Here is a 26,208-nt window from a genome sequence, read left to right as displayed (position 1 = left end):
ATTTCAGCCACAACCCCGACATGAAAGTCGGGGTTTGTTTTTTTATCGTCGGTTTAAAGGGAACAACAAGCGAAACACCTGACATTCCATGATAAATAGGTGTGCTAATTTTTAAAACGCTCCACTGCATCCATAAAACGCCCATCCATCAATCGAATGATGTGGTTTACGATCGCCTCACAAGGTGTTTTCATCCCATCCTCAATCCAATCCAGAAGCGTTCCTGCAAAGGCATGACTGTAAAATTGAACGATGAACGTCTTGTCCTTTTCCGAAATCGCACGGGAATCCGAAACTTCATTGATGACATTGCTTAGAAGTTCAAATAAAACCTGATTTAAAAACATCTCCAAATGCTCTTTTCCAAGAGAACGACATGTGTTCATACAAAGCGCCTTGTTGCTTTCCACATATTCTAAAATGATTAATAGCCCCTGCTGCCAAGTCGCATAGGATTTGTTATTCTGAATAGCGCCAAGTGCCTCCGTTATATATATCCATCCCAGCAGGTCGTAAATATCCTGAAAATGATAGTAAAAGGTTTGGCGATTCAACTTGCAGGCTTCCACTAAGTCTTTAACCGTTATTTTATCTAAAGTCTTGGTGCCCAACATATCCTTCAATGCATCAGCCAATGCATGCTTGGTGTATGGATGTATAGGAAACCTCTCCTTAGGGTGCAATGTTTCTTACTATTTTACCATAATCTATAGATTTTTTAGACATATAGCACTTGAAGTTTAAATTTTAGACACAGGGCTTTACCTGTCTATTTTTATTCCATTCATACTCCTATAAAGTGGAGGTGTCAGGACCACTAAAGGAGGTTGTAAGGATGTATTATAGCAATGGTAACTATGAAGCTTTTGCCCGTCCAAAGAAACCACTCGGTGTTGATCAAAAATCCGCCTATCTGATCGGCTCTGGTCTTGCATCACTGTCCGCAGCCGCATTTCTCATACGGGATGGTCAGATGAAGGGGGAAAACATTCATATTCTTGAAGAACTCGATATTGCCGGAGGTGGATTAGACGGCATCTATGATGATGGTCGGGGGTTCATTATCCGCGGTGGCCGGGAAATGGAGAACCACTTCGAATGCCTCTGGGATCTATTCCGCTCTATTCCTTCACTTGAAACGGAGGGTGCATCGGTATTAGATGAATTTTACTGGCTCAACAAGGAGGATCCAAACTTCTCCTTGCAGCGTGCTATCCTCAATCGTGGTGAGGATGCACATACCGATGGCAAATTCACACTTACTCAAACCGCTTCGATGGAAATTATCAAGTTGTTCTTTACTCCAGAAGAAGCGCTTGAAGATATGAAAATTACAGATGTCTTCTCGGAAGATTTCTTCAACTCGAATTTCTGGCTTTACTGGCAGACGATGTTTGCGTTTGAGCCTTGGCACAGCGCCATGGAAATGCGCAGATATATCGCTAGATTCATTCATCATATCGGGGGATTGCCAGATTTCTCAGCGTTGAAATTTACAAAATACAATCAATACGAGTCTCTTGCACTGCCGCTTATGAAGTATTTGAAAGGCCATGGAGTTACCTTCCAATATGCAACGACCGTGACGAATGTAGAATTTGATATTACGGAGAACAAGAAAGTTGCTAACAAGCTGGTCTATGTTCAAAACGGACAAGAAAAACACATTGACCTGACTGAAAATGATCTGGTGTTCATCACCAATGGCAGCAATACCGAAAGCTCCACTTTAGGCGACAACAACACTCCTGCCATCATGAACACCTCCCTCGGAGGAAGCTGGGAGCTTTGGAAGAAGATCGCGGAACAAGATCCTGCCTTTGGCCGTCCAGACAAATTCTGTGGCAATATTGCGGAAAGCAACTGGGAGTCTGCCACCATTACAACGTTAGATGACCGGATTCCGCCTTATATCGAAAAAATCTGCAAGCGCGATCCATTCAGCGGAAGGGTCGTTACCGGCGGTATCGTGACGGTAAAAGATTCAAAATGGCTGATGAGCTTTACCTTGAACCGGCAGCCTCACTTCAAATCGCAGCCAAAAGATCAGCTCGTCGTATGGGTATACAGCTTGTATTGCGACGTGCCAGGTGACTACATCAAGAAACCGATGAAGGACTGCACGGGTATCGAGATCACGGAAGAATGGCTCTACCACATGGGCGTACCAGAAGCAGAGATTCATGATCTTGCCGTAAACTCCGCAAACTGTGTCCCTTGCATGATGCCTTATGTTACATCTTACTTCATGCCAAGAGCTGCGGGAGATCGCCCGAATGTTGTTCCTGATGATTGTGTCAACGCTGCCTTTATCGGTAACTTCGCCGAAACACCGCGAGACACGGTATTCACCACAGAGTATTCGGTGCGTACCGCCATGGAAGCTGTGTACACGCTTCTTGACATTGACCGCGGCGTGCCAGAAGTATTTGGATCCGCTTATGATGTCCGTGTGTTGTTGGATTCCACAGCGAAAATGATGGACGGCAAGAAACTAACCGATATGGAGCTGCCTCCAGCAATCCAATTAGCAGCAGTGACGGGTGTGCAAAAAGTTTCTCACACCAGAATCATGCAACTGCTTAAAGAGTATAAGTTGATCTAAACGAAAACGATTAGATGTATAGCTATGAGGTTGTTGCACAATGGTGAGAGAATCAAATCGCCGTGCTTCAGCCTCATTTTTTAGAGAATAAGAAGGCTTTGAAGAGGAGTTCTGCCACTGGCAAAACTCCTCGTTTTTTTATGTCCTACGAACATCGCTTATAGTTAGATGAGCTCCCGATTATTGTCGTTCTCCGTATAGATGGATATTAGAACGATGGCAGTGTCATCACCGATGTTTCTCACCAAATGGGGTGTACATGCGTTCCAACTGAAGGAATCGCCTTTTTCAAATTCGGCCGCGTCTTCTCCCTGCTCCGCGTAGATTCTTCCCTCAATGACAACATGAACCTCCTCACCTTCATGCGCATGTGGAGCAGTTCCCGTCGAAGCCCCTGGAGGGAACTCTACGACCATCATCCTTACGTTCTTCGTAGAGCTTAAATGCTGCACTGTTAACTTATCAGAACCGCTTGTCGTAATGCTTCGCTCATCTTTACGAACAATATTCATCCGATCTTCTTTCTTTAATAGCAAGTAAGCTAAAGGTACTTTTAGTGCTATTGCGATGTTTTCTAGAGTTGATATGGAAGGAGAAGTTTTATTTGTTTCCACTTGACTCAAGAATCCTTGAGACAGACCGGTTTCTTCGCAGATTTGGGCAATAGTTATATTTTTTCGTTTTCGGATAGCACGTATTGTGGAGCCAATATCCATAGGACTGCACCTCATTAATATTAGTGATAACAAATATAATTATATATTAGCAATTTTTTTGTTGACACGCTACTTGCTTTTGACTAGTATTACAAATATGAATTTTATTTTTTTATAACTAATATTATTTGAGGGTGATTAGTGTGACGAAGACAGCTTCAGTAACAATTATTATGCGTGTAGTGATGGGAATCATATTTATGTTCCATGGTATCGCGAAATTCCAAATGGGCATGACTAATGTTGAGGCGTGGTTCAGTTCCATTGGTATTCCTGGATTTGCGGCTTATATCGTGGCGCTGCTTGAGCTTGTGGGCGGTATTATGCTGATAGCGGGATTGTTTACCCGTTATGTATCGGCGTTGTTCGTAGTAATGCTTATGGGTGCAATACTGACTGCAAAACTCTCCGCCGGACTTCTTGGCAATGCTCAAATGGCTGGCTATGAGTTGGATCTTGGATTTATGATGATTTCTTTGTACCTTGCAGTGGCCGACCGGTCGCCATTCTCGCTTGACCGCATGATTATGGCAGGAAAAGCGTCTCAAAAAGGGTGGTTCAAATGACTCCGTTTTACCAATATGACGTTCACCTGCCTGCCAATGTAGTACCGAATAAGAAATACCCGGTTATTTTTACGCTGCACGGTAAAGGTTCTAATGAAAGAAATATGTTTGGCTTGGTTGCACCTATAAGTGATAATTTCATTGTCATTGGGATTCGCGGTAATCTACCGCTTGGTACAGGATATCAGTATTACGAACTGAAAAATCTGGGTAATCCCATTCGAGAGATGTTTGATGAGGCGGTAAAACAGCTCGAAGCTTTCATTCAATATGCGATGGAAAAGTATCCGATCGATCCGAGCAAATGTTACTTGCTCGGCTTCAGTCAAGGCGCCATTTTATCCATGACGCTTGCACTCACAATGGGCGATCAGCTAAGGGGAATCGTTGCGTTGAATGGATACATTCCTGACTTTGTAAAGACGGAATATTCGCTCCGAAGTCTGAATAATGTATCGGTATTTGTCTCCCACGGTGAGTATGATTCCGTATTCCCGGTCAGGATCGTGCATGAAACGGCGACATATTTAAAGGAACACACGCAAAGAGTCACATTAAAGATATACCCGACAGACCATGGCGTTTCGGAAGAAAATCAATGTGATGTTCTGGATTGGCTTAGGCAGGATGCTGGTTTAACCATTAACAGGGAATGAAAAGTTGTTTCGTTCACAATAAGACATAAACATTGGTTAAAAGAGGAGTTGTTGTAATGCCTCCTGTTAAGGAGTTTGATCCCAAAGTCATTTCTCTTCTGCAAGAGAAAATTAAAATGATCAACACGGAAAAAGGCGCCATTTATCTTGTCGGACCAATAAATCTTCCGATTAATTTGCGGGGGAAGACCGTTCAGTTTAAATGGTATTGCTGGTTGAATTGCGGCGAGGTAACAGAAGATTTTGAGCGTATTATTGCCAAATTATCGAATGTGAATTTAGCTGAATTTCAACAATCGAGCGTGCTGGTGCACGGAGACTTCGAGAATGCAGAACATGCCTTAATCCGGTTCCATTCTATTTGCCACACCGGGGATATTTTCGGCAGCAAACGCTGTGATTGCGGATATCAGCTTGAACAGTCATTGGTGCATATTGCCGAGCATGGAACTGGCGCGCTGTTTTACCTTGCCAACCACGAAGGCAGAGGGATTGGGCTTTTCAGTAAAGCGCTGGCTTATATCCTTCAGCAAAATGGTTACGATACCGTAGATGCCAATCTTAAACTTGGATTTGTTGACGATGCCCGTGACTATAGTGATGCGATACAAGTATTAAATGTCCTTCGGACCAAACCGGTTACACTGATAACCAATAACCCTAAAAAGATTGATGCGCTTCGAAACGCAGGCATGGCAGTAGAAGATCGCGTACAGCTTTGGGGAGATATATCGGAATATAATGAAAAATATTTAAAAACCAAAATCGAGCGGTCGGGACATATAAACGAAGGGAATGGCTCCTGCAACAATGATGAATAACCATGAATTCTATATGCGGCTGGCCATACAGAATGCAAAGGCCATGAAGGGGCAGACTGATCCAAACCCGCTTGTAGGGTCTGTGATTGTCAACGAAAACCGCATCGTGGGCATCGGGGTTCATATGAAGGCAGGCGAACCCCATGCTGAAATCCATGCGATCCGCATGGCTGGAGAGCTTACGCGGGGAGCGACCATCTATGTGACGCTTGAGCCTTGTTCCCATTATGGCAGAACAGGGCCATGCGCAGTTGCCATTGTTGAAGCAGGCATTAAAAAAGTGGTGATCGCAGCACTTGACCCTAACCCGCTCGTTTCGGGCAGAGGGGTAGATATACTCCGGGAAGCAGGAATCGAAGTCATCACGGGAGTATGTGAAGAAGAATCTTTCCAAATAAATGAGGTTTTCAATAAATTCATTGTCCAGCATATTCCGTTTGTAACTTTAAAAACAGCTATCACGATGGATGGGAAAATCAATAGCTACTCTTCCGATAGCAAATGGATTACTTCAGAAGCGGCTCGGGGAGATGTCCACGTTCTTCGCAATCAGAATGCCGCGATCCTAGTTGGTGTTAATACGGTGCTTACAGATGACCCCGAGCTTACAACAAGGTTGCCTAACGGTAGGAATCCGATACGCGTGGTTTTGGATTCCTCTTTACGGTTACCTTTGAATGCTAAGGTGGTTATAGATGGAGAAGCTCCCACTTGGGTGTTCACAACAACTTCTCACGATATCGAGAAGAGGGCGGCCTTAGAAAAGGCAGGCGTTAAAGTTTTTGTTACGGAACAGACGGGCAGGGTCAATCCAATCGAAGTTATTCAGCTTTTGGGTAGGGAGATGATTTCTTCCGTTTTGATAGAAGGCGGGGGTGAAATCAATGCAGCCTTTTTTGAGAATAAACTCATCGACAAATTCATTGTTTACATGGCTCCGAAGCTGATAGGTGGTCGGAATGCATCGTCCTTTCTCGGTGGGGCAGGGGTCGAAAAGATGAGTGGCGCTGTAGAGCTTCACAATGTCAGTGTGCAGCCATTAGGCAAAGATTTTAAATTTGTAGGTTACCCGGTATACAGGGGGGAATAATATGAAGTTTGGTTTTCGATATTGATGACACCTGCTTCACATTTTCTGGATTATATCATGGCATAAGTTGAGGGATATTCTGGGTAAGCTCCAAACTTCATGATACGGCCATTTGGCTTCATGATATCAAAGTACTGTTGGACGTAGCTGGCCCGATACTGTCCAGAAGGTTGTATAACAAGCAACTCCTTCCCGCGATCTACGATAGCGGTTCGAGAGGCGGCTTGAGGATACTGGTTTGCAATTATACCAAAGGCAATCAACGACGGGCATTTTCAAAGCTAAGTAGTGCCGTGGTTTACGCTCAATATAAGTGGCTACACAGGCAGCAAAAACCAGCACCGATAAGGTACTGGTACTGGGCCGTTATTTTCCCCTCTAAAAACATGTAAATGATACAATGCTTCTTAGATCGACTCCAGTATACACCCATCTTCGACCGGTCCATCTAAAACCTGCAACGGATGTGCGTCCTACAAAGGTTGGGAAGAACCAGAATGAGTTCCCATTTCTTAGCCACACAAATGTGTTGCGGAATAAACAACCGGAAATAGCTCCAGGGTCGATGGCAAACGCTGTAGCAGCGGGTTGCGGTGGTGTGAATTGTGGAGGAGGGGAGGAGGGTGCCTGTTGTGTTCCTTGTGGCCCTTGAGGCGGTGTAAATGCCATAAGATTTCACTCCTTAATTAGAGGATTAGGCTTGATCAGGCCTATAATAATGAAATGGCGAGTAAATTGAACAGTACTAGGGGTAAAACGAAATCATTGTGGAAACCAGGAACAAAGCCGCGATTAGTTCCATGGTTTAGAAGTCTTAAGTATAAAATTCCCCTTTCACAGTGGATAAGTAACCCTTCAAAAACATCGCCATCCACTGTCTCCACTAGAACAAGTTTGTTCATATGGTTGTTACATATATTCCCTATGTGATCTTGAATGGATCTTAAGTTATGCATAGTAGTTGGATCCATTCGATACAGTGTTTGTTCTTGTTGCCCCTGTTGCTGCAAGCTCATGGTCGTGGCCTCCATTTTAGATTCAATCATTTTCTCCATCGTATGCAGAAGCCTATATAGGAGTGACATTTAACTATGACTACACCAGCATAAGAAGATTGTATAAAAATGATGAAATGAACATAGAGAAATAGCAGGCGCAAGTGAGAGGCTTGATTATAGGGAGGGGGATAAGATTCCTTGAACGTGTATCCCAGCTTTTTAGCTAGTTCGACGGATTCAGCATTAGCCGCATCCCAACCCGGGTATTTTCCTCTATCCAGGCAATCTAAAATCAGTGTAGGGGCAACAGTTGCTGCTAAGCCCTTCCTTCTGTCTTTTTTAAATCTAAATCGCTGTAAAACGTTTTTGAATGCCAAAAGGGGATATACATGTCATTTCTAATCATGTATATCCCCTTTGCACGAAGAACCGCTCAACTTGTTATGTATCAAATTAGAACAGCTTCTTGATCGAATCAAAAATGCCGCTGGCTTTATCTACGGTCAATTTCGCTTTTACACCCTCGATTAATGCATTGATCTGATCATTCGGGAGGTCAATTCCAATAACAGATTCAATTGCCGAAACAGGATCACTCATAAATTTAGATGAGAAGTCTGGATCGTTCTTGACTTTAGCAACGACTTCTTCAATTTTTGCTTTGATATCCATGTGCAATCCCTCCTTAGGAGTTGTACTAATTACATTCTTCGCTATTATACTAAAACTTATTCTTTAAGTAAAAAACGGGGGATTGAAATGGAATCCCCAAGAGCTGATAGATCATAATGATATGACCCGTTCCACTCTTTATCATAAAGACAACGTAAACCACCAGAAGAAACAATAACAATGATAACGTTTGACTGAATGCTCGTGCCTTTCCTTCACATACTGCCTAAAAATCAGTAGAGGAAAATGACCATTTTATGGTATCTTATTTTGTGGTGGATGTCATTTTATGGAGGATACATAAGGATGATTGGGAACGCGACGGAGAAAGAACGTACCATTTTTGATCATGTCGGAAGCACGATTAAGACAGAAGATCGAGAAATTCGTATCCTTGCCAAGTATGAGGAGCCTTTGATTGTCATATTAGGAAATGTCCTCAGTAATGAGGAATGCGACGAACTGATTGAGCACTCTAAGGAGCGATTGCAGCGTTCTAAAATTGGAGAAGAGCGTTCAGTCAATCAAATTAGAACGAGCAGTGGGGTATTCTGTGAGGAAAATGAGACGGTTGCAAAGATCGAGAAACGGATCTCTCAAATCATGAATATTCCGATCGAGCACGGTGATGGCTTGCAGGTGCTGTTGTATGCCCCTGGCCAGGAGTATAAGCCTCATTTTGATTTCTTCGCTGACACGAGTCGAGCAAGTGCGAACAATCGAATTAGTACGCTCGTTATGTATTTGAATGATGTGGAGGAAGGCGGAGAAACGACATTCCCCATGCTTAATTTATCCGTGTTCCCTAGCAAGGGCATGGCCGTCTACTTCGAATATTTTTACAGTAATCATGAATTAAACGAACGAACCCTGCATGCAGGCGCACCGGTGAGAAAAGGAGAAAAGTGGGTTGCAACGATGTGGATGAGAAGACAAACCTTTCGCGTCTCATAGTTGTTGACTGTTTACGTAACGAAGTCAGAGCTTTTTTATACCAACACAAGTTCAGAAAAACGCATGAAAAACCGACCGCATGAGGTCGGTTTTTTGCTTTTGCGAAAGTGGAAATTAAAGGTGATTCCTGTAAGCGGCTCAAGTGTTTTAACTATTAATCTTTTCTTTTATTATGACGATAGAATATATACAGAATATATTGTCCAAAAATGTCGATATCCTTGAAAATCATTGATCTTATTGTGATCCCAATTCACAAATATACTAATTAATTACAATGGAGAAATGGCTATCGTGTCCAAAAGGTTTTGAGACAAAAAAACTTGAACGGAATCGAAATACAAACTGCACTGAGCATTGGAGAGAAGTCATGAGATTAAATCAAAAGCGCCAGATTATGGATTTTATTGCTGCGATCGAAGAAGGCATTGATTACGCAAGTCATACTAATGACGATAGAACGAGCGTTATATTGCAAGATAGCAACGATGGATTACAATTTTTGCTAAAGTTAATGAATGGGGAGGAAGAAGTTATCGGGCTTCTTCATCAAGCTATTCAAGCAGTCCAATCCTTAATGGCAGGAATGAAAGAAGAACACAAATATTCGTTACATATTAATAAATTGAAGCACTTAATGGTTGATGTGAAAACCTTAATTATAAATAACGTAAAGACAGACATAGAAATCGCGTTCATGCCGTACAAAGCTTCGATGTGGGATGCACTAGAAAGTATATATAGAGAGGCCAATCAAGATCCGAACTGCACATGTTACGTCGTTCCAATTCCGTATTATGAAAAAAATGCACAGGGAGAAATCATAAAGTTTTGTTATGAGGGAAATGACTTCCCGAAAGATGTAACTACCATACCGTTCGAACTGTATGATTTTGAGAATAGAAGACCGGATATTATTTACATTCATAACCCTTTCGATAACTATAATATACTTACAATGGTCAACAGTCGATTCTTTTCTGGTAATCTTGCGCAATATACGGAGATGCTAGTATATGTCCCTTATTACCTGGCCGGAAGTACGGCTACTCCTGAAATTAGCGTATTCCCATCTTATATGAATGCAGCAAAAATTATTGTTCAATCTAAAAACTCACTTCATTCTTTTATAGCTAATGGAATTGATGCTCACAAGTTATTAGATTTAGGATCCCCAAAACTCGATGCCATGTTTGAGGCGATAAAGGAACCTAAAGAAATACCGTTTTATTGGAAAAAAATAATTGGCGATAAAAAGGCCTTTTTGTTAAACACGGGAATAGCCGATCTGTTATCCATTGATTCTTGGTTTGAGCAAGTTGAGCAAGTTCTAAATTATTTTATGGATCATGAGCAGTTTGCCGTTATTTGGCGCCCGCATCCACTTACAGAGATTACAATTAAAACAATGCGCCCGCAGCTATTAGAATCTTTTGAAATACTGGAAAACAAGCTGAAACAAGCTGCTAACGTTATTGTTGATAACAGCAGCGATATTTATCCGGCTGTGGCTGCTTCTGACGGTATCATTAGTGATTATAGTTCCGTTATGCTGCAATGCATTGTAACTGAAAAACCTATTTTGGGGTTATTGAACAGTGAAATGATAGCAACGGATCGGTATTATCATGCGGACTATTCAGGATGTTATTTTGCAAATCAAGATGTTACTGTGCCTCAGTTTGTTGAAATGGTAGAACGCGGGGAAGATTACAAGAGAGAGGAACGCGTTTCTAGATTTAAAAAGAGCGTAAGTAATGCGGACGGCACGTGCGGGCAAAAGATTCATCAGAGCATCAAAAACGAACTTATGCAGCAAGTCCTGAATATTTGATGCAGAAAGGTGATAATACATGTATTACGTAAATCCTAACATAAAGAATTTATATAGAACGTCATATAGCGAAAGCAGAAAAAATTACGTTCGTTTAGATATGAATGAAAATCCGGAGGGGTTGCCTGCCTCTTTTTTTGAACAAGTAATGAAAAGCATAACGCCGGATTATGTAGCAATGTATCCGGAAATGACCACAGTCGTTGGAAAATTGGCGGAATACCTGCATTGTCAACCGGAGAACATTTCTTTGACCAACGGTTCTGATGACGCTATCCGATTATTGTTTGAAGTATTCGGGGAGCCAGGCAAGAAAGTAGTCTCGGTAAGTCCCAGCTTTGAAATGTACGCGGTGTACATGAATATGTACGGGATGATCCATTCGCCGGTAACCTATGATGAAAATTTCAACGTAAGCGTGGAAAATACGTTAAATCAAATTGACAGCGATACAGGAATTGTAGTCTTGTTGAATCCGAATAGCCCTATCGGTACATCCTGGCTAGAACATGAAGTAAGAGCAATCATTGAAAAAGCGAGAGAAAATAATGCGCTGGTCGTTATCGATGAGGCCTACTATTATTTTTCGCCTACCACATTCATGCATTTCATAAACGAATACGATAATGTCATGATATTTCGGACCTTTTCAAAAATGCTTTCTATTGCCGGATGCCGGATAGGTTATATTATCGCGAATCATGAAATAATTACGGAAATCAAAAAGGCTTGCTCGACGTATCCTATCAATTGTTTTGCACTTCAATTTGCTGAAAAGATACTAGATAACCCTCAAATCATAGATGATTTAACAGAGAGAGAACGGCTGGGTAGAGAGTACCTATTGGATCAGCTCAAAAAACACAATTATGAATATCATTTTAATCATGGCAATTATGTGCTGATTAAAAGCAACAAGAAGCCTCAGCTAGTATTTTCAGCGCTAAAAGAAAAAAATATACTAATTAAAACATACTCTGCCCCTATCTTGTCCAACTGGATTCGAGTAACGACGGGAAGTATTCAAGTAATGCGTTTATTTTGGGAGCATTTTGAAAAAATCGATGAATGTTGAGGGGAGAGGTGAAATATGAAAGCTATATTATTGGCAGCAGGTAGAGGAACTAGAATATCAAGAATGATAAAAGAAATCCCAAAATGCGTGCTGCCGGTTGATGGAGTACCATTAATCAGAAGAAGCGTCATGATGCTATTAGAAAAAAATATTCAGCCAATTGTATGCGTGGGTTACTGTAAAGAAAAAATTTATGAAGCATTAGACGGGCTGAATGTCACCTATTACTATAACCCTTTCTATAATGTAACAAATAGTATTGCGTCATTATGGTTTGCTCGAGGGGAATTAACCGAAGATTCTATTATTATGAATGGCGACGTTTATATTGATGATGGAATTTTGAATCTCATAATAGAAACGAAGAAAGACTGTGCTTTAATGGTTGATACCGGAAGAACGGCTGAGGGAGATTATTTTTTGAAGCTAGAGAACGGCTTTATAAGAAAGTACGGGAAAGATTTGCCTTTAATTGATCGGACTTGCGAATATGTAGGCATTGGCAAAATAAAGGATAAGTTCTTGTCTGAGTTTCTAGAAAAGCTTGATCATTTGATAGGGAATCAGCAGCACCAATTGTGGTGGGAAAATATTTTGTATTCGTTAGTAGAAGAAAAGAACATTGATACGATTGATATAAAAGGAATGTTTTGGTCTGAAATAGATTATTTTGATGATTATCAAAGAATTTTGGCTTATACGTGTAAGGACAATGAGAGAGAAAACGTACTAAGCGGTGATATAAAATGATAGAGGGAATAGATTATATAAAACTAGATGATGAGGATTTGAAAAAGTTACATGAGGAGATGTTGCAACTCCTTATAGAATTGGATAAGATATGCCAAAAAAATAACATACCGTATTTTCTCGCAGGAGGAACGTTACTAGGAGCAATTAGACATAAAGGATTTATTCCATGGGATGACGACATAGATATCCATATGTTTAGAAAAGACTACGAACGATTTTGCGAAGTATGCAAAAAAGAATTAGATGGTGAGAAATTCTTTTTACAAAATCAGCGCTCAGACAAACACTATAATTGGGTTTATGGGAAGTTGAGATTGAAAAACACATCATTTGTCCGTGCAGGGCAAGAACACATTAAACAAAAGGATGGTATATTTATTGATATCTGTCCAATTGATAATTTGTCGTCCAGACAGTATAAGCAAAAGATTTCTGTTTCCATATGTAAGATGTGTAGAAAAATATTATGGGCGCAGGTAGGGAAAAAATGTGCAGGGAATGCTTACAGTAGGTTATTATTTAAAGTATTATCATGGATCCCTCGTGCACTAACCATCTCTGTTTTTAATTATTTTTCTGGAATAGACAACAAAAAAGATACCCCATTTTTAGTGTGTAATAATGTGGCAGGCCATGTTTTTAAACGCGAATGGTATGACGAGGCGATAATGGCTGAGTTTGAAGGCCGTTTATTTCAAATACCTAAGGGTTATGATGATATATTATCCTCCATGTATGGGGAATATATGGAGTTGCCACCAAAAGAAAAGCAAAAAGGGCATATATATGCCTCATATATTAAATTTTTGGATGGATCAGAATTAAAATTGTAAATAATTCGTCCTCTGGAGGAGAAAACTAATTGAGCAGAGTATACAATGAACAAGTTCATATTGATCCTGAAAGTTTAAAAGACTTTTACCAGAAAAGAGCAAGAGAGAAAATATCCATTGATATAGATGCACCAGTAGTCCTATGTGGAGACAGGGACAAAAGCAAGATTGGGGCTTGGACTGCCTTTGAACTGGAGCACAGATTTCCACTTTTGAATATAGATAGCGATAGTGTTGTGCTTGAAGTTGGATGCGGCACAGGTCGTATATCCAAATACATTACTTCTGTGGTCAATACTTATGTCGGTGTAGACTATGTAAAGGAATTTATCGATATTATACAGCTACGTGAAGATATTAAGAAAAAGGAATCTACCTATTTTATTCATTCGTCGATTCAAGAGTTAACGAATGGTACTGTCCAGTTTCCGGTTAAAAAGAAATTTAACCGTTTTATTATATCGGGCGGAGTATTCATGTACATTAATGATGATGAAGTAAAAGAGGTTCTTGGCGAACTTATCGAAAGATTCGATGAAGAATGTATTATCTATATATCTGAGCCGATTGCATTGGAAGAAAGATTGACATTAAACAATTATTATTCTGAAGATTTAGCAAATGAATATAGTGCAATCTATAGAACCGAAGAAGAGTACCAGGAAATTTTTGATATATTCTATAGAGCAGGCTTTTCATCAAAAGTTAGTGAAGAGTTTTTTTACGATGACATTAAAGCCCAGAAAGAAACGAAACAATGGATGTTTATTTTACATAGGAATAAGTAGTTGATTATTAATTTCATCTATGAAACACAGTACCTTATCCTGTGTGCCCTTTTAAGCAGTTTTTTAATTATTTACGGGACTGGGGAGTTCCATGCGTTCAGATTAAAAAGAACAAATATCAACGAAGGATTGGACAATCCATGTTATTTGGAACTTGGGCAAATTGGTGATGATGTCATTTTTTATCATAAATGGGATGGTTTTTACTTTATAAAGGTTGAGCTAGGGATTACATTACCTCCTAAACTCAACCTTTTTGTTTCATCAGTGACTGAATCCTCTATTTTTACTAATATGTTAAAGGTTTGAATGATGAAGCTTGGCACCGGTATATCGGCGATAGAGGAATATGAACTGTTGAGGGTGCGCGTGATTATATTGTGAATGGTCCAATGGAAAGTTATCAGCGGCGTGGTTTTGGCTTGTTTTTGACGGTATTGAAAGGAAGAAAAGGTTCCCATCGGCATTTGCGGCCTAATTAAGAGGGATTCCTTGCAGGATGTAGACATTGGTTTCCCTTTCTCCCTGAGTTCCGCGGTCAAGGGTACGCCTATGAAGCGGCTGCCGCCACGTTGGAATATGGCCTGACAAAGCTCGGTTTAGAACGTATTGTAGCAATTACCTCGTTAGATAACGAACAATCCGGCCATCTGCTTAAGAAAATCGGAATGAAGCTAGAAGGAGTAGTCCAGCTTCCTGGTGGCAACGAGGAAGTAAAGCTGTATGCAACTAGCTCATCTCAATATATGTAATAAAAAATTGAGTAAGATTGTTATTAGGGGCTGCTCCTTACGGAGGAAGCCCCTTTTAAGGGAAACTTCATTCGCTCTGACGAACACGTAAACAAAAGTATACAAAAGTAATGATTAATCTATTTGATTCTAGCGGTATGTCTCTTAAGGTTAGAAGTAAGCGTTATCAACAATTAATTCTAAGGTTCATGGGAAAAGAGAGGAGGGCGAAATGACAACGGAATAACTTCAATCAAATCACAGATTCGTTGGTATTTGATGATCATTATATTCTTATAGATAGAAAGGGAGTTAGGATGATGAAGAAGAAGTGGCTATCTATCGTAATGTCTACAGTACTAGCTCTATCGATAATGGTTCCAATTGTACAGGCGGAGGAGGCGAAGTCATTGTTGCAGGCGGGAGAGCAGAACTCACCCCAGCAGGCAGCTGAACCTCAGCAAGGGGTACGCAATCTAGCACTGGGTCTTCCTTATGAATGGTCACAAGCACCAGAGGCAGGTTATGCTGACGACGGCTATAAGCTGACAGATGGCAAGTATGGAAAAATGGACAAATCCGATCCAGCTTGGGTCGGTCATTTGAAGAAAAGAACGCGTGAAGTGGTATTTGATCTCGGTGAGAATAAATCAATCTCATCCGTTAAGGCTCATTTCATGCAGGATTGGCCGAACAATAATGTCCTTCTGCCGTTGACAGTATCCATTTACGTATCCGACGACAAGGATAATTGGGGCCTATTATCCCATAATGCGCTCCAAACGTTATGGATAGACGGACAGCATGAAGAGACGTTCGAATGGAAGGGCAACAAAGATGGAATCAAAGATCCGAACAAAGAAGGATTGGCTTACGGAGGCATCGCTTATGCACGGTATGTGAAGGTTAGCTTCATGGTGCATCCTAGGGCCATGACGTTAGTCGATGAAATCGAAATTATGGGCGAAGACGGGAAGGTGCAAGGAGCAGACACCGTTCCTACGCAGACCCCAGCTTACCAAACTCCGGGAGAGGCAACAGCCGGAATTAGCGACCTTGGGCTGCTGTACAATGGACATTATGCGAATAACAAGGGAGATTGGACGAAGGAACGCATTATCCCGAATATTAGTTATGTAGATGAGACGGGCAATCCGAAGGATTGGTTGTTCGATGGAATTCTTTATCTCGGTCTGGATACGCCATCAGGTCGCAATTTGGGGCTGAATGGTAAGCTGGATGACTGGAAATGGTACTTGGAAAAGACATTTGCAGCGCAAGGCGATATGTATCAATTAAATGAAGCGACCAAAGAAGTTGGGGCGAAGCTGAATGATCCTAACCACAAAACGAAAGTTGTGTATATGATCCCGTTTCCAGTTGAAGGTACGACAGACTTCGGCGATATTGGCGACGGCAACTTAAGCTTCAGCGACTCGATTGGCGTGGAACAAGCTTTCGCTAACCGAGTGAAAGCCGTTCACTGGTGGCTGGATCAAGTGAAGCAGATGTGGGACGCTGCCAACTACTCTAATTTGGAGCTTGTCGGCATGTACTGGCTGGATGAGCAGATCAGCACGCATCGTAAAGGGCCAGACATGCTTCGTGAGACAAGCGCGAAAGTGCATGACATGGGCATGAAGTTGTTCTGGATTCCGTTCTTCTCAGGATACAAGACATTCATGTGGAAGGATGTTGGCATCGACAACGTAGCTTACCAGCCGAACTACTTCTTCGAGGAAGATATCGACCCTGAGCGCTTGCAGGATGCAGCGTATTTATCGAAGCAGCACGGCATGGGCAATGAGCTGGAGTTCGATGATCGGATGCTGACAGACAATCATTTCCGTGAAAAGTATATCGAGTACTTGAATAATGGCGCAGAGAATGGGTTTATGCAAAATGGCTACAATGCCTACTATCAAGGCAATGACGCTGTATATCATTCAGCAGTAAGCAAGGATCCATCCAACCGAATTCTGTATGATTGGCTGTACCAATTCGTAAAGGGCACATATAGCGTGAATAGCGGTATTCCTTCTGATGCTGAAGTACAAATGAACGGGCAGCCGATTGAAAGCCATACAACGGTATCAGCAACGGAAACGGTTCAATTTACATGGAAGTTGAAGGATGACGATGGAAGCGGGGCTGCAAAGGTTACAGCTACGTTTGATGGCAAGCCCTACACATCGGGTACACCGATTAACCTGGCAGGCAAGCTTGGCAAGCATGAGCTGACTGTTACGGTGACCTCGGGCAAGTCGAAAAAGACAACTTATGTGATAGAGGCTGGCACAAATGTGGATCTGATCAAAACGTTTGTAGACCAATTCGAGAAAGAGAATCAGTTCAATAATGATGCGGCGGCTGGAGCTTTGCAGACACATTTGGACAATGCAAAACAAGCGGAAGGTAGTGCAGAAGAGTTCAAAAAGCACATTAAGATCTTCAATGCGATGCTGGAGTTCCAGAAGATCAAAGGTCAAATTGCAGATGGCGCCTATAACACGCTGAAGGATCATGCCTACTACCTTCTTGGCAATATGGCGGAAAATAAAACAGTAGAGGCATCTTCCGTAGAAGGAAATAATCCAAATTACATGCCGCAAAAAGCAGTAGATGGCCTCCCTGCGACGAGATGGGCAAGCAACTATGTAGATCTTTCTTGGTTCATGGTTGATCTTGGCGATGTAAAAGAATTCGATACGATCCGCATCGATTGGGAGTATGCTCGTGCCAAAACGTATAAAATTCTTGTCTCTCAAGATAAGAAAGAGTGGGTAAATGTAACGTCGAAGAATGACGGCGTCATTACGGCACTGGATGGAAGAGATACGATTCATTTCACGCCAACAGAAGCAAGATATGTGAAATTTGAAGGCATCCAAAGAAATACGGATTATGGCTATTCTTTCTATGAATTCGGTATATACAACATTTTTGGAGCCGATGGCATGAAGACGCTTGAAAATGTTGAATCTACGAAGTAGAGCGCAGAAAATAAGCCGATCGAATGGCAGACACAGGTCTGTCACTTGATCGGCTTTTTCTCATGAATTCCACTCGCTCGTCAAATACTTTTCTGTCAGCACAGACAGCATGTGAATACCTACTTCGTTCTGGCCGCCTTCAGGGATAATCAAGTCAGCGTACTTTTTAGAAGGTTCGATAAATGCTTCGTGCATAGGCTTGACCGAGGTCAAATATTGATTGTATACCGAATGAATCGTCCGACCGCGCTCTTCAATATCGCGAAGTACACGGCGCAGGATACGCACGTCAGGATCAGTATCTACGAATACCTTAATATCGAGCAAATGACGCAAATTTTCATCGAACAGCACATGGAGCCCTTCGATGATGATGATATTGTTCGGCTTCAGCTCTACCGTTTCATCCTTGGAACGGGCATGAATCGTAAAGTCGTATACCGGTGCATATGCAGTCTTGCCTTCCTTGAGCAAATTTACATGCTCAATCAGCAACTCGTTGTCGAACACGAGGGGGTGGTCGAAGTTGATCACTTCGCGTTCAGCCATGCTGAGGTGAGAATGATCTTTGTAGTAGTTGTCTTGGGAAATGAATGTAACCTTTTCTGAACCAAGACGGTCAATGACGGACTTGGCAACCGTTGTTTTGCCGGATCCGGTGCCTCCGGTGATACCGATAATGAGCATGGTGATTCACTAAACCTCCCTAACAAAATAGCGGGTGCAATTACAGTATTTTATCACAGCTTTCTGTTTTTTACACCTTTGTACGATTGGGCATAGTGAAAGGGGCCTCTAGGTCCTCGAAATGTTCGAATTTTGACGTAAAATAAGCCCGTATAACTAGCTAAGAATTGAAAATCAAAAGTTTTCATATTTGCCCAAGTTCCCCTGAAAAGATATAATTATTAGGAGTATGCATACTTTATGCGGAAAGAGAGCGAGATACAGTATGGGGCGTAAATGGAACAATATTAAGGAGAAAAAAGCATCTAAGGACACGAATACGAGTCGTATATATGCGCGTTTCGGCAGAGAGATCTACGTTGCAGCGAAGTCAGGCGAGCCTGATCCTGAGCTGAACCAAACATTACGATTTGTTGTGGAACGTGCCAAAACATACAATGTACCAAAGGCGATCATTGATCGCGCAATTGAGAAAGCAAAAGGCGGCTCCGATGAGAACTATGACGAGCTTCGCTATGAGGGCTTTGGTCCAAGCGGCTCCATGATCATCGTGGATGCATTGACAAATAACGTGAATCGTACCGCTTCCGAGGTTCGTGCTGCATTTAACAAAAATGGCGGCAGCCTTGGAGTAAGCGGCTCCGTAACATACATGTTCAGTCCTACAGCCGTAATCGGTCTGGAAGGCAAGAGCGCGGACGATGTACTGGAGATCCTGATGAACGCAGATGTGGATGCGCGCGATATTTTGGAAGAGGACGAAGCCGTAATTATCTATGCTGAGCCTGATCAATTCCATGTTGTACAGCAGGCGCTGAAGAATGAAGGCATCAGCGAATTCAGTGTAGCTGAAATTACAATGCTGCCTCAGACTGAAGTCACGCTGGAAGAGGATCAAAAGGTACAATTCGAGAAACTGATTGACGCGCTTGAAGACCTTGATGATGTTCAGCAAGTGTACCATAACGTGGATTTGGAAGGATAATCAAGACACAATACGATGCAGCATCATGAAAAAAGACACCTGAATGGTGTCTTTTTTATTTCTTTAGCAAGAATACATTTATTAACGTGTAGGCACCAGCGGTCAATAAGTTATAACGCTTTTACTTTAGGTCGACATTATATACGAGGTTTATGGAATGCTCTTTGCTATGTCATTTGATTGGGCAGAATGCCGGTATTTTACTCGCTTGCACTGCTTGTGGCATTGGGAGAGGAACGGAAAAACCGCTGCGAGGCTGACCCATCCATATGTATAAGGTCATCATGCTGAATATCATAATGGAGAAATGAAGTACCACAAAGAAGCTGCGCAGCTTGGGAGGACGTCGAGTATGCAGGATAGAAAATATGTCGTTTCGTCCGACGATGAGGAAGATTAGCAGAATCGTATGCATGACCATATGGCCGACGATTTCAGTGAAGCCGAACACCGTTGTAGTAAGCAGAAATAATCCAGTCAGCAGCAGCGCCGTAAAGCGATTCATAATGCCGACAATGAAGGCCCAGGCTAATCCAAGCTCGATAAAGGCACTAATGAGTACGAAATCCTCCACAGTAAAGCCCAGTGACGGAATGCCGTACTCATGCATGAGCGAGCAGGCCAGCTTCGCAAGTGTTAGCTTCTCCATTGCGAGCCAAGCAAGGGATAATCCGGTCCATACATAGAGAATGGGTATACCAGTACGCTTCCATCTCGTGTTCGCCACAAGCAAATAATAGATGACGCCGAGATAGAACATGTAGTCTAGCACATGGAACATTCCGTAATCCGTCAGTGCTATCACATATAGGATACCAATCGCTAGGCCGCTTACTGCGAGGGTTGCGCGATGAAGCAGGCCAAGTATCGCGATAATAAGCAGCGCATAGACCCACCATGTCTCAATTTGAAAGGTAGGAGCCAAATAAGCCCCGGTAATAAGTTGAAGCAGCAGTGCAATTACGAGACCGACACGCATGATCGAAAGATGAAAACGTTTTAACTTATTGAGAAAAGAATGTACCTTCCGAACCGCCGAAATATGATCCAAGGCTGCGTTATACCGGGAAACAAGCAACAATACGACAAGCGTGAAGCTGAACCAGAATAAGAAGGCGGGGGTAATTACCTTGCCTATTGGTTGCGGAGTCCACTCAAGATCGCCTGCGAACCATTTGACATGCAAATAGAATCTACTTCCATACTGTATTCCAAAATTCATCAATATTCCTCCTCCAATGATGGTACATATTCGTTTCGTAATCACACATTCTGTATATGCAGAAAGCAGCGACCCCTCCTTTCATATGAAGTGGGTAACGGTGTGGTGTATGCTAAACGGCGGTATCTTACACGCTCTTATACCGGAATAAGACAGTCGAGAAGATCCGTCGGGATAATTGAATAGAGCTTTTTCACTATAAGGGATTCGGATGTCGTGTGGTTGGAGTGATCTAGGAAAGTAGAAGAACAGAAATAGGGGTGAACACTGGCCAAGATATTAACCACTATTGTAGCCGATAAACGCTTTAATTTCCACATTGTAGAAGATGTCTCGCCTTCTATAATTTTGTGAAAATGATTTATGTGCTGTCTCCATTCGACTCTCATTTCTGCATGAACGTGTGCGGAAGAGTATGCATAGAGTACAGTAGGTGAATGTCTTTTTTTGCAATCAGGGAGTCACAGATACGATGACAATCGGAGGCTGGAGGGTTAACTGTAGGGGCATCCAAAGTTAGTATTGAGCGGGCGCACCGTAAAATGTAATCACCATTCAGAAGAGGTAACAGGGATCATGTTACCTGTTGTTAAAAGGGACCCACATGAAAAGTAAATTAAGAAACTACGAAAAAGCTTACCTTGGACGCAACGCTGCATGCTTACAAGCAATTAGTCAGAAGTATGATCCGCTTCATGGGTTCCCATTCCCGCAAAGCGTTCGATAATCAGTAGGTCGTAGGGGGAGATAAGATGATCGAGATTGCAGGTGTTAATTCGGGGCAACTTGCTGCATTGGGATTAACGGAGCTGGAGAGAAGTGTGCTTGCAGCGAAGCAGAAGAGCCCTGTCGTGTACTCCTACAATTCTCTGGACGACTTGAAATTTGAGTTGAAGATGCGCTCCAATATTGTCAAAGCAGCGAAGGCGCTGCATAACAGTGGGGCTGACTTTGCTGGATTTGATGATTCCAGATGCAATAAAAGGTACTGGATACGTACGGACAGGGGAGGCTTTCAATTACGAAGCGGTGTCATGCCATCGACTGCAATCAACGATATTTTTCATAATGGAGATCAGTATGCTTTCGAATGTGCGACCGCGATTGTCATTGTGCTCTATAAGGCGGTAATTGACACGCTTGGAGAGGCAGTGTTTAATCGTTACTTTCAAGATTTATTGCTGTGGGATTGGAATTACGACCGCAACCTGCGCCTCGTTTCAAATCCCAATCTCGCAGAGGCCTATGTAGGGGATATTCTCTATTTTAAGAATCCCGATTATAATCCGCGTACGCCGGAATGGCAAGGGGAAAATGTAGTGAAGCTAGGCAATGATCTCTATTACGGGCATGGCATCGGCATCACCTCATCGCAGGGCATGATTACCGCGTTAAATAAAGCGCGGAAGCCGGGCAGCAAGATTTCCGCCTATCTCTCCAATGAGGTTGTAAATCCGGATTTTGATGCTCTGCGGCAATTGCAGTATGGCAGAAGCAATTCAATCACAGCTGCTGTTACAGATCATGATGGATGGAGTATCTCTGCGAAAATCGGTACAAAGACATACATTTACCCGGGCAGAGGGGCATAGTTTCTGAAGGCAGGCGGCGGCAAAAAGTCAAGCTGGATTGGGAAGCTCTACTGCCGTCGTTCGCCATTATGTCCGTTGTGCAATTCTGACTGTTGCTATAGAATGGTAGAGATTATGGACAAATATGGATGAATACCCATGTAGTGCGAGAATGTCAAGCAATCATGATCCAATAGAGTGGACATAGAATTCGTGTGTAAATAGGACAAGCCTATATTCCAATCGGAGGGAGCTAAGACTTCTAGTCATTCATCTGCTACAAGTAAGCTGGCAGCACAATAGGAGACAGCCGCCACCTTCAAGGTGTATATCGACAACAAGGAAGTTTTTGAGATGTATACGTGCGATCGTAATCGAATATCAAATGAAGATTAGCAGGTACGGTAGATAAAGCAAGGGTAATGTCCTTCGCCTTTATCATTGCAGAGATTGGCGAAAGATAACGATTGAAGGGGGCAGGGAAGATGCGCTTGCTGTCGACACCCCATATTATGATGAACAAAAAACGAATTATCGTGAGTACGTTATTGTTCGTGCTTCTGCTTGCCGGTATCCACGTAACGTGGCTTATAACCTTGGAATCATCACAGCATGTCAGGGTAACTAAAGGGGTAGCTGATTTGCGCGGGATGAAGCTGGACAACAAGCATACCGTATATTTGGATGGGCAGTGGGAGTTCTATCCGGATGCATTGATATCTAATGAAGATGAGATTCGTCAATTCCAAGGCCAATCCAGCTATGTGCAGGTTCCAGGGGATTGGAGAGAGGGTTGGCGGCAGCATAAAAGCAATTCATATGGTTATGGGACGTACCGGCTTCGCGTATTGGTCGATCAGCCGGTAAATCAGCCCTACACTTTTTGGATCAGAGAAATTCAAGCCGCCACCGTCTTTCTGACCAATGGGCAGATCGAAGCGGAATTGGGGGTAGTATCCACCAATAAAGAGTTGTATCGACCCGAGCGGGCATCCTTTACCGTTTCCCACGAGATTAAGGCAGAGGGACAAGGCGCTATCGAGGTTCTTCTTCAGGTATCCAACTTTGATAATCCCTTTAAAGGGGGCATCGCCCGTTCTATACGATTCGGAACGCAGGCGGCGGTTGAATTTCAACGCTGGTATTCCATCGGGTTTCAATTAGTTACCTTTATTATTTTGATGCTGCACGGCCTATATGCCGTCATTTTGTTTTGCTTTAATCCGAGAGAGAAGACGTTTATTATATTCGGGTTATTAATGACAATGACAGGCATATTGGTCATAGCTGACAATGACTCTATCCTGCTGCTATGGCTTCCAATCAATTATACCTGGGCGCTTCGAATCAAGATTCTTGCTTATTTGTGGCATGCCTGCTTTATGATGATTATGGGAAGGAACTTTTCCGAATTTACACGGCGCGGAAAGCTGTTCTACGGATATATGGGCTTCTTAGTCTTGTTTACAATTTTTGTGCTTGTTGCCCCTGCACCGTATATTTTCTTCACGACGGCCTATAAGATTTTCAGCGTGCTTTATCTCTTCCCAATTATTTGGTTATCATCCCTGATTGTGCAGATGGTCTATCAAAATCGTAGGGAAGCCTATATTTTACTGCTTGCGGCTGTCAGTGTCATGTCAGGGATTACCTGGAGCATTTTTATTTATAATGGAACGAAAAATATGATTTACTATCCGATCAACATCATCGCATCGATCGTTGGATTTTCGGCGTATTGGTTCAAAAGATATTTTCGCAATGCTGAAGAGAATGCAAGATTATACGAGCAACTGAGGGAGGCTGATGAGAAGAAGGATCTATTTTTGGCAAACACGTCGCATGAATTGCGTACGCCGCTGCACGGCGTCATTAACATTGCGCAGTCCGTCGTCGCACGCGAAAAGCAGAGGATGGATGAGAAGAGCAGGGAAGATATGGAGCTGCTTATTACGATCAGCCGACGCATGTCGCATACAATCAATGATTTACTTGACTTGGCGCAGCTGCGGGAAGGCAAAGTCATTTTGCAGTGTGCTCCGCTTCGTGTGCAATCGGCGGTGTCTGGCGTGCTGGACATGCTCCGCTTCATGATGGAGGGCAAGCCGATCCAACTGGTTATGGCGATACCAGAGACATTTCCGCCTGTTATAGCGGACGAGAAGCGATTAGTTCAAGTGTTGTCCAATCTTGTGCATAATGCAATCAAGTTCACGGATGAAGGTTCAATAACGATTTCCGCAGAGGTTCGGGAGAGACTGGCCTATATCTCTGTTGCTGACACAGGCATTGGCATGACTAAGGAATTGCAGGAGCGGGCATTCCATGCTTATGAACAAGGAACTGCAGATACAACTGCAAGTGCCGGGGGAATCGGACTTGGACTTCGCATTTGTGAGCAAATGGTGCATCTGCATGGCGGAGTATTGGAGGTGGAATCGGAACTTGGGAAGGGATCCGTATTTTCCTTCACCCTGCAATTGGCCGAACCGGGCACAATTCCGCTTGTGCAGGAGGAGAACCCGGTCGAGGCTATTGTGTCTACTCAGGCTGTAAGAGATATGAACATGATCTCTGACGAGCTTCATGTGGTGCAACAGCAGACGGCCTCCACTCTGTATAAACCAATGATATTGATTGTCGATGATGATCGCGTGAATTTAAAAATACTCGGGGACATCTTGTCCGCCGATCAATATGAGGTTGTGAGGGCGGCGAGCGGCAAGGAGGCCTTAAGCAAGTTGGATACAGCCCAGTGGGATTTGATCATCTCCGACGTCATGATGCCGCATATGTCAGGGTATGAGCTGACGCGGCTTATTCGCGAGCGATTCTCCATTTTGGAGCTACCAATTTTGATTTTAACGGCTAGAAGCAATGCTGAGGACATACACTCGGGATTTATGGCCGGTGCGAATGACTATGTGACGAAGCCGGTTGATGCGATGGAATTACGATCGCGTGTGCACGCGCTGACAGAACTGAAGCGGGCGGTAAATGAACGCCTTCGTATGGAGGCGGCTTACTTGCAGGCACAGATTCAACCGCACTTCCTGTTCAATACATTGAACACGATTACGGCGCTCAGCGATTTTGATACGAACAAGATGAATGATCTCATCGAGGCATTCAGCTCTTATTTGCGAATCAGCTTTGATTTTTTAAACTCGTCCAAGCTTGTCCCAATCGAACATGAGCTTGATCTCGTTCGTTCCTACTTATTCATTGAGCACGCTCGTTTCGAAGATAGAATCCAAGTCGTATGGGAACTGAATTATAGCATTCAGGCTATGATTCCGCCACTGACCATTCAGCCTTTAGTCGAGAATGCGATTCGACACGGAGTGCTCAGCCGAGCTCGTGGAGGAACGGTATGGATTCGGATCGTACAGGATGGCCAGTGTGTCCAGGTGGAAATACGTGATGACGGTGTAGGCATGGATGCTCAGCGGGTAGACAGCCTGCTTGAATTCCACGGCATTGAGAAGCGGGGGATTGGGCTGCTCAACACGGATCGGCGATTGAAGCAGCTGTATGGTACAGGTCTCCTAATTCGAAGCAAGGTGAATGAAGGGACAAGTGTATCCTTTGTTATTGTGAAGTAATCTCTTGCAGATACAAGTGACTAGTAGTTGATAACTGGGCTGCCAGAGGGTCA

Annotated in this window: 22 protein-coding genes and 3 pseudogenes; 17 read left to right on the top strand and 8 right to left on the bottom strand. The window is 42.8% G+C overall.

Features of this window, described 5'->3' with window-relative positions; all coding sequences use genetic code 11:
* Positions 1 to 104: 104 nt before the first annotated feature.
* Complete coding sequence (locus tag ACQ5BJ_RS16470) at positions 105 to 614, bottom strand: TetR/AcrR family transcriptional regulator (protein WP_206703589.1); 510 nt, start codon at positions 612 to 614, stop codon at positions 105 to 107.
* 221 nt (positions 615 to 835) lie between these two features.
* Here ACQ5BJ_RS16470 and ACQ5BJ_RS16465 point away from each other — a divergent pair, with 221 nt between their 5' ends.
* The gene (locus ACQ5BJ_RS16465) at positions 836 to 2,605 is read left to right on the top strand and encodes an oleate hydratase (RefSeq protein ID WP_430111549.1); all 1,770 of its coding nucleotides are present in this window, start codon (positions 836 to 838) and stop codon (positions 2,603 to 2,605) included.
* Between the two features lie 164 nt (positions 2,606 to 2,769).
* On the opposite strand, the gene ACQ5BJ_RS16460 is transcribed toward ACQ5BJ_RS16465, so the two are convergent.
* Positions 2,770 to 3,321, bottom strand: coding sequence for a helix-turn-helix domain-containing protein (locus ACQ5BJ_RS16460; RefSeq protein ID WP_289356844.1), 552 nt, complete (start codon positions 3,319 to 3,321; stop codon positions 2,770 to 2,772).
* A gap of 143 nt (positions 3,322 to 3,464) precedes the next feature.
* Between ACQ5BJ_RS16460 and ACQ5BJ_RS16455 the strand changes: the two genes are divergently transcribed.
* Genes ACQ5BJ_RS16455 through ribD form a run of 4 tightly spaced genes read left to right on the top strand, consistent with a single transcriptional unit; the run spans position 3,465 to position 6,454 of the window.
* Complete coding sequence (locus ACQ5BJ_RS16455; protein ID WP_268620521.1) at positions 3,465 to 3,887, top strand: DoxX family protein; 423 nt, start codon at positions 3,465 to 3,467, stop codon at positions 3,885 to 3,887.
* A complete protein-coding gene (locus tag ACQ5BJ_RS16450) occupies positions 3,884 to 4,543 on the top strand; it encodes an alpha/beta hydrolase (RefSeq protein WP_430111546.1) in 660 nt (219 codons plus the stop codon). The genes ACQ5BJ_RS16455 and ACQ5BJ_RS16450 overlap by 4 nt, the downstream gene beginning before the upstream one ends.
* A 56-nt stretch (positions 4,544 to 4,599) precedes the next feature.
* Entirely contained in the window at positions 4,600 to 5,364 is a 765-nt protein-coding gene (locus ACQ5BJ_RS16445; RefSeq protein ID WP_289356847.1) for a GTP cyclohydrolase II, read from the top strand.
* Positions 5,357 to 6,454 (top strand): bifunctional diaminohydroxyphosphoribosylaminopyrimidine deaminase/5-amino-6-(5-phosphoribosylamino)uracil reductase RibD, encoded by a 1,098-nt coding sequence (ribD, locus tag ACQ5BJ_RS16440; protein WP_430111603.1) that lies wholly within the window; start codon positions 5,357 to 5,359, stop codon positions 6,452 to 6,454. The genes ACQ5BJ_RS16445 and ribD overlap by 8 nt, the downstream gene beginning before the upstream one ends.
* Before the next feature lie 185 nt (positions 6,455 to 6,639).
* Here ribD and ACQ5BJ_RS16435 read toward each other — a convergent pair.
* From ACQ5BJ_RS16435 to ACQ5BJ_RS16420, 4 genes and pseudogenes are all read right to left on the bottom strand, one after another.
* Positions 6,640 to 6,781 (bottom strand): annotated as a pseudogene (locus ACQ5BJ_RS16435) (IS30 family transposase); the annotation flags it as partial.
* 383 nt (positions 6,782 to 7,164) lie between these two features.
* A complete protein-coding gene (locus tag ACQ5BJ_RS16430; protein ID WP_005543745.1) occupies positions 7,165 to 7,470 on the bottom strand; it encodes a hypothetical protein in 306 nt (101 codons plus the stop codon).
* A 170-nt stretch (positions 7,471 to 7,640) separates the two neighbouring features.
* Positions 7,641 to 7,784, bottom strand: a pseudogene (locus ACQ5BJ_RS16425) (GNAT family N-acetyltransferase); the annotation flags it as partial.
* 121 nt (positions 7,785 to 7,905) lie between these two features.
* Positions 7,906 to 8,124: a hypothetical protein gene (locus ACQ5BJ_RS16420; RefSeq protein WP_005543743.1), complete on the bottom strand. Its 219-nt coding sequence runs from the start codon at positions 8,122 to 8,124 to the stop codon at positions 7,906 to 7,908.
* A 306-nt stretch (positions 8,125 to 8,430) separates the two neighbouring features.
* Between ACQ5BJ_RS16420 and ACQ5BJ_RS16415 the strand changes: the two genes are divergently transcribed.
* The 8 genes and pseudogenes from ACQ5BJ_RS16415 to ACQ5BJ_RS16380 all read left to right on the top strand — a co-directional run bounded on the left by ACQ5BJ_RS16415 (position 8,431) and on the right by ACQ5BJ_RS16380 (position 18,085).
* Positions 8,431 to 9,078, top strand: a complete 648-nt coding sequence (locus ACQ5BJ_RS16415) for a 2OG-Fe(II) oxygenase (protein WP_005543741.1) — start codon at positions 8,431 to 8,433, stop codon at positions 9,076 to 9,078.
* A 370-nt stretch (positions 9,079 to 9,448) separates the two neighbouring features.
* The gene (locus ACQ5BJ_RS16410) at positions 9,449 to 10,912 is read left to right on the top strand and encodes a CDP-glycerol glycerophosphotransferase family protein (RefSeq protein WP_430111543.1); all 1,464 of its coding nucleotides are present in this window, start codon (positions 9,449 to 9,451) and stop codon (positions 10,910 to 10,912) included.
* Positions 10,913 to 10,931: 19 nt separating this feature from the next.
* Positions 10,932 to 11,987 (top strand): pyridoxal phosphate-dependent aminotransferase, encoded by a 1,056-nt coding sequence (locus ACQ5BJ_RS16405; protein WP_262866403.1) that lies wholly within the window; start codon positions 10,932 to 10,934, stop codon positions 11,985 to 11,987.
* 15 nt (positions 11,988 to 12,002) lie between these two features.
* Positions 12,003 to 12,737 (top strand): phosphocholine cytidylyltransferase family protein, encoded by a 735-nt coding sequence (locus ACQ5BJ_RS16400; RefSeq protein ID WP_262866402.1) that lies wholly within the window; start codon positions 12,003 to 12,005, stop codon positions 12,735 to 12,737.
* A complete protein-coding gene (locus ACQ5BJ_RS16395; RefSeq protein WP_268599383.1) occupies positions 12,734 to 13,573 on the top strand; it encodes a LicD family protein in 840 nt (279 codons plus the stop codon). The genes ACQ5BJ_RS16400 and ACQ5BJ_RS16395 overlap by 4 nt, the downstream gene beginning before the upstream one ends.
* 29 nt (positions 13,574 to 13,602) lie before the next feature.
* On the top strand, positions 13,603 to 14,361 hold the full coding sequence (locus ACQ5BJ_RS16390) for a class I SAM-dependent methyltransferase (RefSeq protein ID WP_005543725.1): 759 nt from the start codon (positions 13,603 to 13,605) through the stop codon (positions 14,359 to 14,361).
* A gap of 530 nt (positions 14,362 to 14,891) precedes the next feature.
* Positions 14,892 to 15,113, top strand: a pseudogene (locus ACQ5BJ_RS16385) (GNAT family N-acetyltransferase); the annotation flags it as partial.
* A gap of 296 nt (positions 15,114 to 15,409) precedes the next feature.
* The gene (locus tag ACQ5BJ_RS16380; RefSeq protein WP_430113409.1) at positions 15,410 to 18,085 is read left to right on the top strand and encodes a DUF4855 domain-containing protein; all 2,676 of its coding nucleotides are present in this window, start codon (positions 15,410 to 15,412) and stop codon (positions 18,083 to 18,085) included.
* Positions 18,086 to 18,145: 60 nt separating this feature from the next.
* On the opposite strand, the gene udk is transcribed toward ACQ5BJ_RS16380, so the two are convergent.
* A complete protein-coding gene (udk, locus tag ACQ5BJ_RS16375; protein ID WP_005543720.1) occupies positions 18,146 to 18,772 on the bottom strand; it encodes a uridine kinase in 627 nt (208 codons plus the stop codon).
* A gap of 265 nt (positions 18,773 to 19,037) precedes the next feature.
* Between udk and ACQ5BJ_RS16370 the strand changes: the two genes are divergently transcribed.
* Positions 19,038 to 19,757: a YebC/PmpR family DNA-binding transcriptional regulator gene (locus ACQ5BJ_RS16370; protein WP_005543718.1), complete on the top strand. Its 720-nt coding sequence runs from the start codon at positions 19,038 to 19,040 to the stop codon at positions 19,755 to 19,757.
* Positions 19,758 to 19,929: 172 nt separating this feature from the next.
* Here ACQ5BJ_RS16370 and ACQ5BJ_RS16365 read toward each other — a convergent pair whose 3' ends face one another.
* A complete protein-coding gene (locus ACQ5BJ_RS16365; RefSeq protein WP_430111537.1) occupies positions 19,930 to 20,979 on the bottom strand; it encodes a hypothetical protein in 1,050 nt (349 codons plus the stop codon).
* Positions 20,980 to 21,583: 604 nt separating this feature from the next.
* Between ACQ5BJ_RS16365 and ACQ5BJ_RS16360 the strand changes: the two genes are divergently transcribed.
* From ACQ5BJ_RS16360 to ACQ5BJ_RS16350, 3 genes are all read left to right on the top strand, one after another.
* A complete protein-coding gene (locus ACQ5BJ_RS16360; protein WP_081505666.1) occupies positions 21,584 to 21,706 on the top strand; it encodes a BBE domain-containing protein in 123 nt (40 codons plus the stop codon).
* Positions 21,707 to 21,731: 25 nt separating this feature from the next.
* Positions 21,732 to 22,571 (top strand): protein-glutamine gamma-glutamyltransferase, encoded by an 840-nt coding sequence (locus ACQ5BJ_RS16355; protein ID WP_289356856.1) that lies wholly within the window; start codon positions 21,732 to 21,734, stop codon positions 22,569 to 22,571.
* Between the two features lie 464 nt (positions 22,572 to 23,035).
* The gene (locus ACQ5BJ_RS16350) at positions 23,036 to 26,155 is read left to right on the top strand and encodes an ATP-binding protein (RefSeq protein ID WP_430111534.1); all 3,120 of its coding nucleotides are present in this window, start codon (positions 23,036 to 23,038) and stop codon (positions 26,153 to 26,155) included.
* Positions 26,156 to 26,208: the final 53 nt, after the last annotated feature.

This window comes from Paenibacillus sp. B1-35 (genome assembly GCF_050474385.1).
GTDB classification, from domain to species: Bacteria; Bacillota; Bacilli; order Paenibacillales; family Paenibacillaceae; genus Paenibacillus_B; species Paenibacillus_B alvei.
This window is presented reverse-complemented; position numbering and strand designations above follow the sequence as displayed.